This is a genomic window from Pseudomonas sp. SG-MS2, from assembly GCF_009933855.1.
In the GTDB taxonomy this organism is placed as follows: Bacteria; Pseudomonadota; Gammaproteobacteria; order Pseudomonadales; family Pseudomonadaceae; genus Aquipseudomonas; species Aquipseudomonas putida_E.
Genome location: NZ_MOMO01000013.1, coordinates 1 through 6,973, shown reverse-complemented (window position 1 = coordinate 6,973; position 6,973 = coordinate 1). Strand labels below are relative to the sequence as shown.

Annotated in this window: 8 protein-coding genes and 1 pseudogene; 2 read left to right on the top strand and 7 right to left on the bottom strand. The window is 62.3% G+C overall.

The annotated features are described in order from the left end of the window. Window positions 1–67 precede the first annotated feature (67 nt). Window positions 68–340, top strand: coding sequence for a DUF3077 domain-containing protein (locus BLX42_RS01005; RefSeq protein WP_046788293.1), 273 nt, complete (start codon window positions 68–70; stop codon window positions 338–340). Window positions 341–624: 284 nt separating this feature from the next. Here BLX42_RS01005 and BLX42_RS01000 read toward each other — a convergent pair whose 3' ends face one another. The 5 genes from BLX42_RS01000 to BLX42_RS00980 all read right to left on the bottom strand — a co-directional run bounded on the left by BLX42_RS01000 (window position 625) and on the right by BLX42_RS00980 (window position 4,890). Further along, the gene (locus BLX42_RS01000) at window positions 625–1,830 is read right to left on the bottom strand and encodes a methyltransferase (RefSeq protein WP_161870959.1); all 1,206 of its coding nucleotides are present in this window, start codon (window positions 1,828–1,830) and stop codon (window positions 625–627) included. An 85-nt stretch (window positions 1,831–1,915) separates the two neighbouring features. Beyond that, the gene (locus tag BLX42_RS00995; protein WP_046788295.1) at window positions 1,916–2,605 is read right to left on the bottom strand and encodes an ABC transporter permease; all 690 of its coding nucleotides are present in this window, start codon (window positions 2,603–2,605) and stop codon (window positions 1,916–1,918) included. Beyond that, window positions 2,602–3,297, bottom strand: coding sequence for an ABC transporter permease (locus BLX42_RS00990; RefSeq protein WP_012316686.1), 696 nt, complete (start codon window positions 3,295–3,297; stop codon window positions 2,602–2,604). The genes BLX42_RS00995 and BLX42_RS00990 overlap by 4 nt, the downstream gene beginning before the upstream one ends. Before the next feature lie 55 nt (window positions 3,298–3,352). Then, the gene (locus BLX42_RS00985; RefSeq protein ID WP_115273105.1) at window positions 3,353–4,105 is read right to left on the bottom strand and encodes an ABC transporter substrate-binding protein; all 753 of its coding nucleotides are present in this window, start codon (window positions 4,103–4,105) and stop codon (window positions 3,353–3,355) included. A gap of 11 nt (window positions 4,106–4,116) precedes the next feature. Beyond that, entirely contained in the window at window positions 4,117–4,890 is a 774-nt protein-coding gene (locus BLX42_RS00980; protein WP_012316684.1) for an ABC transporter ATP-binding protein, read from the bottom strand. 365 nt (window positions 4,891–5,255) lie between these two features. On the opposite strand from BLX42_RS00980, the pseudogene BLX42_RS00975 reads away from it, so the two are divergent. Beyond that, window positions 5,256–5,477, top strand: a pseudogene (locus tag BLX42_RS00975) (GABA permease); the annotation flags it as partial. Between the two features lie 171 nt (window positions 5,478–5,648). Here BLX42_RS00975 and BLX42_RS00970 read toward each other — a convergent pair. Continuing rightward, window positions 5,649–6,092 carry a hypothetical protein gene (locus tag BLX42_RS00970; RefSeq protein WP_039603031.1) on the bottom strand — a complete coding sequence of 148 codons (444 nt, stop codon included), beginning with the start codon at window positions 6,090–6,092 and terminating at the stop codon, window positions 5,649–5,651. Between the two features lie 112 nt (window positions 6,093–6,204). Then, window positions 6,205–6,973 (bottom strand): polyphosphate kinase 2 (gene ppk2 / locus BLX42_RS00965; RefSeq protein WP_161870958.1); only part of this gene is annotated, 769 nt, incomplete at its 5' end.

Sequence of the window (6,973 nt, the reverse complement as noted above, 5' to 3'; positions counted from 1 at the left end):
CGGCCTATGTGCTGATCCAGCATGCAAAGCGGCGTTTGGACGATGCGCAGGATGGGGAGTCGCTCACATGAGCCTTGAAACAAAGCCTCTCACCACAGCCGGTATCGAGACGTTTCTCGAAGTCGGCAACCCGCCCGTGGATCTCTTGCGCGTACAACCCGGCATTCCTGTGGACGACGCCTATGAACAGGTTTCGATATTGCTGGGCTACATCAAGCACCTGGTGCGCGAAGGCGACATGGAGGATGACCACAAGCTACTGGGGGCCGCCGATTACCTCAGTGCGCTGGCCAAGGCACTGATGAACGATATCGAGATGGCGAAGAACAAGCTGCACTGAGTTGGAACGCACCTGTGGGGGCCGGGCAGCCGGCGCCCACAATCAGGCAGTGGCCGCACCAATCCAGCGCTGTTTGCCTAATCGAATTTTTGTTTATGCACAAGAGGCATCAGCGCCGTGCGCGAAAGGCGTGCCGATACGCCGCACCGCTGGTCTTTGCGCAAAGGCCTGTTTTTACTGGGGTTGTAGCCGCGGCGGGAATAAGCCGAACGTTTGAAATAGCGCTTGGATCCAACCATTCATCACAAGCTTGTTCACAGACTTATCCACAGGTTGTGCTGTGGCTAACGGTCGCGCTCGGCAAGCAGCAGCAGGTTGCGTGGGGTGAGTGGATAATCGCAAAAGGTGCCCAGGCGTACGGCGTAGCCGTGCTCTTCAAGAAACAGTGCGCGGTCGAGCACCAGCCACATTTCCAGTGGCCTTCTGAACAGGTTGCGTACCCGTTCCAGGTTGCGCACCTGGGCAAGGCGCTGCCAGCCCTCTGCTTCCAAGGCATCCCAATCGGGGTTGATGGTCAGTTCCAGCTCGCGCAGTTCGGCCAGGTCGCGGCAGTACTGCTCGAAAGGTTTGGCCAGCCAGGCAACCGGCAGCGACGGGGTGGGCAGGTATTCATCACGCAGGCGCTGGCGGCGCTGCAACAGGTCGAAGCCCAGGCGCCGGGCCATGGAGCAGTCGCGCTGGTGGCGAACCCGGGCGCCGGCGGTCACGGTTTCGCTCAGCGGCAGGCCCAGGTCGAGGAGCGACAGCTGCAGCGCCGAGCGCTGCGCAGCTGTGGATAACGGCTGGTACTGCTCGCCCTGGATACGGTTGTAGCAGCAGGGCGCCACGGCGAGATGGCGGCAGCCTTGCTCGCTGGCCACCCGCAGCAAGTGCACATGCAGGTCGCCGCAGGCATGCAGGGCCACCACGCTCTTGTCGCTGCCCAGGTGGCGGCGGCTGCCCGCTGCCATGACGTCCTGGTGCACGTGGGTTGCCGGAAGCTGGTGGTGGTCACTCAGGGCTTGGCCGGCAGTGACCAGTCGGGCGTCGTACTCCAGGCAGGTCAGCTGCTGGCCAGGCTGCAGCAGGCGGCGGCCGAGGTAGCCTTTGCCTGAGCACCAGTCCAGCCAGTGGTGGGTCTGCGTGCGGAAGTTCAGGCGGCGGCTGAAGGCCTCGATCTGCTGCCACTTACGGCCCGGGACGTTGACGTCCAGGCGGTGTGCGGCGGGGGGCAGGCCGGTGTCGGGCAGCTCGCCCAGGGCGCTGAGCTGTTGGGCTTGCCGGGCAAGGTGTGGAAAAGGTGCGGGCACGCTCTGCGGGTCAAGGTCGGCTTCGGCATCGCTCAGGCTGCATTGGCGCAGGTGGGCGGACAGTGCGGGGTGTTCGGTTTCCCAGTCCAGGCGCAGGGAGGTGAAGGGCCTGGGTTTCCACAGCTGCTGGTGCTCGGTCAGGAACTGGTCGAGGGCCAGGAAGCGTTCGCGTAGTTGGTGGCTGTGGAGGAAAGGGGGCATGGGGCTTGGCACTGGTTGAGGTGAAGGGCCCCACCGCCATCAAGCCGGCTTGACGGCGGTGGGTTGCAGAGCAGCCCGTGGGGGTTTAACGCCCTTGGCAGGCATCCACCCGCAACCAGCGCTCCAGCAGCTTGAAGCCTTGCACCAGTACGAACGAGATCACCAGGTAGAACACCCCGGCAGCGAAGAAGATCTCCACCGGCAGGTAGGTACGGGCAATGATGGTCCGTGCCATGCCGGTCAGCTCCAGCAGGGTCACCGTACTGGCCAGGGCGCTGGCCTTGAGCATCAGGATCACTTCGTTGCTGTAGGCCGGCAGGCCGATGCGCGCAGCGCGGGGCAGCATGATGTAGAACAGCGTTTTGCCACGGGACATGCCCAGTGCTCGCGCCGCTTCAATTTCACCCTTGGGGATCGACTGCAGCGCGCCGCGCAGGATCTCGGCGATGTAGGCCGCAGTGTGCAGGGTCATGGTCAGCACCGTGCACCAGAACGGATCGCGCAGGTAGGGCCAGAGGCTGCTCGAACGCACTGCGTCGAACTGCGCCAGGCCGTAGTAGACCAGGAACAGCTGCACCAGCAGGGGTGTGCCGCGGAAGAAGAAGATGTAGCTGAAGGGCAGGGCGCGCACGTACCAGTGCCGCGACGAGCGGGCGATACCCAGCGGGATCGCCAGGATCAGCCCGGCAACGACCGCGATGGCCACCAGCTCAAGGGTCAGGGTGGCACCCTGGGCCAGGCGCGGCAGCCACTTGATGATCACTTCCCAGTTCATTGTTCGGCCCTCGCAAAGCCGCGAGCGGCGCGTTTTTCCATGAAGTGCATGCCGGTCATGGCGACCACGGTCAGGCCCAGGTAGATGCAGGCCGCGACCATGTAGAAGGTGAACGGCTCTTTGGTCACGGTCACGCCGATCTGCGCGTGGCGCATGATTTCTTCCAGGCCGATCACCGACACCAGGGCGGTGTCCTTCATCAGGATCATGAACAGGTTGCCAAGGCCCGGCAGGGCGATGCGCCACATCTGCGGGAGGATGATCCGCGACAGGATGCGCGCTTTGGACAGGCCCAGCGCCAGGCCGGCTTCACGGTGGCCCTTGGGGATCGCCAGGATGGCACCACGGAATACTTCAGTGGCGTAGGCGCCGAAGCACAGGCCCAGGGCGATCACGCCGGCGGCGAAGGCGCTGAGTTCCAGGCCAGGCATGTTGAGGGCTTCGCCGAGGCTGTTCATCAGGCCGACGGTGCCGAAATAGATAAGCAGAACCCAGAGCAGTTCGGGCACGCCGCGAACCAGGGTCGAGTAGAAGCCGCCAAGCCATTGCAGTGGCTTGAGCGGGGAGGTTTTGGCCAGGGCGCCGAGCAGGCCCAGGACCAGCCCCAGCAGCAAGGCGCAAAGCGCCAGTTTTACGGTCATCAGGGTGCCAGCCGCCAGGGCCGGACCGAATCCGTGCAGGTCGATATTCATGGGCAGGGTCGTTCTAGGGACCGGCGCGCCGCAAGGGCGCGCTGGTCGGGGCGAATCATTCGATGCTGAATGGGAAGTACTTGTCGTTGATCTTCTTGTACGTTCCGTCAGCCTTGATTTCTGCCAGGGCTTTGTTCAGCTTCTCGCGCAGCGGGTCACCCTTGCGTACGGCGATGCCGATCTTGTCGCTGTCGACCACAGGTTCGCCTTTGAACTCGAAGTTCATGCCGTCCTTGCTCTTGAGCCACTCGTACTGCACGTACTTGTCGGCCAGGATGCCGTCCACTCGGCCAGAGATCAGGTCGAGGTAGGCGTTTTCCTGGGTGTCGTACAGCTTGATGTCGATGTCGCTGCCGTAGGTGTCTTCCAGCCAGGTACCGGCCAGGGTGGCGCGCTGGGTGCCGATGATCTTGCCTTTGAGGTAGCTCGCGTCGGTCTTGAAGTCGACGTTCTTCGGCGCGATGAACTGCAGCTTGTTGGAGTAGTACGGGTCGGTGAAGTCGACGGCCTGCTTGCGCTCGTCGGTGATCGACAGCGACGACACCAGGAAGTCGAACTTCTTGGCATTGAGGGCCGGGATGATGCCGTCCCAGTCGGAGGTGACGACCGAGCACTCGACTTTCATCTTGGCGCACAGGGCGTCACCGATGTCTTTGTCAAAGCCGACCACGTTACCGCTGGCGTCCTTGTTGTTGAATGGCGGGTAGGCCGCCTCGATACCCATGCGCAGTTTTTCTGCAGCCATGGCGTTGGCCGAAAACACCAGCGTGGCGGCAGCTGCCAGGAGGAATTTCTTGTAAGTCTGCATGTGTTGCTCCGTTAGCGGTGGCTGGACATGAATTGCTTGCAACGCGCCGAGGTCGGGTTTTCGAAGACCTGCTGCGGCGATCCTTGCTCTTCAACCAGGCCCTGGTGCAGGAAAACCACTTCACTGGACACCTGGCGGGCAAAGTTCATCTCGTGCGTCACCAGCAGCATGGTACGGCCTTCTTCGGCCAGTGCGCGGATAACGTTAAGCACTTCCTGGACCATTTCCGGATCGAGCGCCGAGGTTGGCTCATCGAACAGGATGACTTTAGGCCGCATGGCCAGGGTGCGGGCGATGGCAGCACGCTGCTGCTGGCCACCGGAAAGCTGGGCGGGGTAGCTGTGGCGCTTGTCGTAGATGCCGACCTTGTTCAGCAGCGCTTCGGCGGCTTCGGTGGCTTCGGCCTTGCTCTGGCCGAGCACGCGGCGTGGCGCCTCGATGATGTTGTCGAGGATCGACATGTGTGGCCACAGGTTGAAATTCTGGAAGACGAAGCCGATCTCGCTGCGCAGGCGATTGATCTGGCGGTTGTCGGCAGCGATCAGGTCGCCGTTCTTGGCGGCCTTGAGCTTGAGAGCCTCACCGGCAACCAGGATTTCGCCCTGGTGCGGGTTTTCCAACAGGTTGATGCAGCGCAGCAGGGTGGACTTGCCGGAGCCGGACGATCCCAGAATGGAGATCACGTCACCGTCACGCGCGGTCAGCGAAATGCCCTTGAGAATTTCCTGGTCGCCGTAGCGTTTGTGCAGGTTGCGGATTTCCAGCGCGGGCGTGGCCTGGGCCATGTGCGGTCCTCATGTGTTCGGGTGCGTTCCCAGCTGTTGGCGGCCTTCCTGGCGTGCGCCAAGCTAGCATAGCGGCATCAGGGCGGCCAACAGGGTCGCAAGGGGCTTTGGTCAATGCTGGGGCAGTTTGTCGCATCGCTGCAGCGCAACGTCGCGCAGATGTCCGCAAGGGTCTCGCCCAGCTCCATAGCCTTGATGAAAAAAGGCGCGATGGTGCCAGCTTTGGGCAGCACTGGGAAGCGCTTTTGGGCCATTTGCGGCTAAAGGCGCTGTCGCTGGCGAGTATTCGGGGTTACCCGACAACAGGCCTAGCCAAGTGGAGGGTTGTACCACAGGGTTGCACTTTGATGCCTTGCAACAGTGCAAAGGCGCGCGGTGAAACGATCGACTTCAAGATGTGGCTGTTCCCGGGCCTGACCTGGGCGAGCATTGCTTTCATCGTTGCCGTGCTGGTGGTGATGGCGCTGCGTGAGGATCACCGTGCGCAGATCATAGCGACTGCACTGCTGAGCATTGGTGTGGTGGCGGCTGGCTTGCTGGTGCACCGCAAGCGCCAGGCTGCCGGGCGGGTGGCGCTGGATAACTGATCCGCGCTGGCTGTAATGAAAAGGCCGCGTCCTGTGTAGGGTGCGGCCTTTTTTTGTTTGCCTGGTCTGGCCCTATCGCCGGCAAGCCGGCTCCCACAGGTACCCCGTTGCTCTCAAGCTCAGCGCAAACCCAGTGGGAGCCGGCTTGCCGGCGATAGGGCCGGTGAGCATTCAGCCGAACTGTTTCTGCTGCTGTTGCTGCTTGGCCACCAGTTCGGAAGCAGCGATATAGGCTTCCTGGAACTCGTCGCTTTCCAGCCAGGCCATGGTGGTGTCTTCGTCGGCGCCATCGAGCCAGGTGCGGTAGGCGTTGAACACCAGCACGATGTAGTCGGTGGCGTGCTCTTCCTTGTGGCCCTTGAGCACCAGTGCCAGCAGCGGGTCGACCAGGAACACCGAGATCATCGAGACCAGGCTGGTCTCCTGGGCGGCCTTCATCTTCACGAACAGCTCTTTATAACTGTCGGTCTCCATGGCCTTGTTGAACACCTGCTCGATGCTGGCGCTGTCACCGGCGCTGGCTTTCACTGCCTGGCCACTGCGTACCATGCGGTTTTGCTTGGCTTTGCTGGCGGCGCGTTTGGCGCGTTTCTGTTGCTTGGTATTGGTGGCCATGGGGCTGGAAATCCTTGGGGGCGAAAATGTGCGTATTGAATCGTACTTGCCGAGCAAACCCAAGCGTTGCTAGCGCCCGGCAGACCGGAGCACCCCTTGCAGGCCCCGGCCTTCAACTGTCGAGCGCAGGCCCTTCATCCTCCTCGAACCCGCGCGAAGCCCGGCCAACCAGCAAGTCATCCGGCGCGTACGCCACGCTGGGGTCCTTGCCCGGGTAATCCAGCGAATGCAGGAAATGCCGGATGCAGTTGATCCGTGCGCGCTTCTTGTCATCGGACTTGATCACCGTCCACGGTGCATCGCCAGTGTCGGTGTGGAAAAACATCGCCTCCTTGGCGGCGGTGTAGTCCTCCCATTTATCCAGCGACTTGATGTCGATGGGCGACAGCTTCCAGTGCTTGAGCAGGTCGTCCCGGCGCGAGATGAAGCGGCGTAACTGCTCTTCGCGGTTCACCGAGAACCAGTACTTGAACAGCAGGATGCCGCTGTTGCACAGCATGCGCTCCAGGTCCGGCGCCTGGCGCATGAACTCCAGGTACTGCAGCGGTGTGCAGAATTCCATCACCTTCTCGACCCCGGCGCGGTTGTACCAGGAGCGGTCGAAGAACACCATTTCACCGGCCGTGGGCAGGTGCTGGATATAGCGCTGGAAATACCACTGGCCCTTTTCCTGCTCGGAAGGCTTCTCCAGCGCGACGATGCGCGCACCCCGCGGGTTCAGGTGCTCCATGAAGCGCTTGATGGTGCCGCCCTTGCCTGCCGCATCCCGCCCTTCGAACAGCACTACCACGCGCTGGCCAGTGTCCTTGACCCAGCTTTGTACCTTCAGCAGCTCGATCTGCAGCGCGTGCTTGGCCTTTTCGTATTCCTGGCGGCGCATG

Bases quoted from the DNA above. Each gene is read 5' to 3' on its own strand.
- BLX42_RS01000 (WP_161870959.1), bottom strand. From the start codon at position 1,830: ATGCCCCCTTTCCTCCACAGCCACCAACTACGCGAACGCTTCCTGGCC.
- BLX42_RS00985 (WP_115273105.1), bottom strand. From the start codon at position 4,105: ATGCAGACTTACAAGAAATTCCTCCTGGCAGCTGCCGCCACGCTGGTG.
- BLX42_RS00995 (WP_046788295.1), bottom strand. From the start codon at position 2,605: ATGAACTGGGAAGTGATCATCAAGTGGCTGCCGCGCCTGGCCCAGGGT.
- BLX42_RS00990 (WP_012316686.1), bottom strand. From the start codon at position 3,297: ATGAATATCGACCTGCACGGATTCGGTCCGGCCCTGGCGGCTGGCACC.
- BLX42_RS00980 (WP_012316684.1), bottom strand. From the start codon at position 4,890: ATGGCCCAGGCCACGCCCGCGCTGGAAATCCGCAACCTGCACAAACGC.
- BLX42_RS00970 (WP_039603031.1), bottom strand. From the start codon at position 6,092: ATGGCCACCAATACCAAGCAACAGAAACGCGCCAAACGCGCCGCCAGC.
- BLX42_RS01005 (WP_046788293.1), top strand. From the start codon at position 68: ATGAGCCTTGAAACAAAGCCTCTCACCACAGCCGGTATCGAGACGTTT.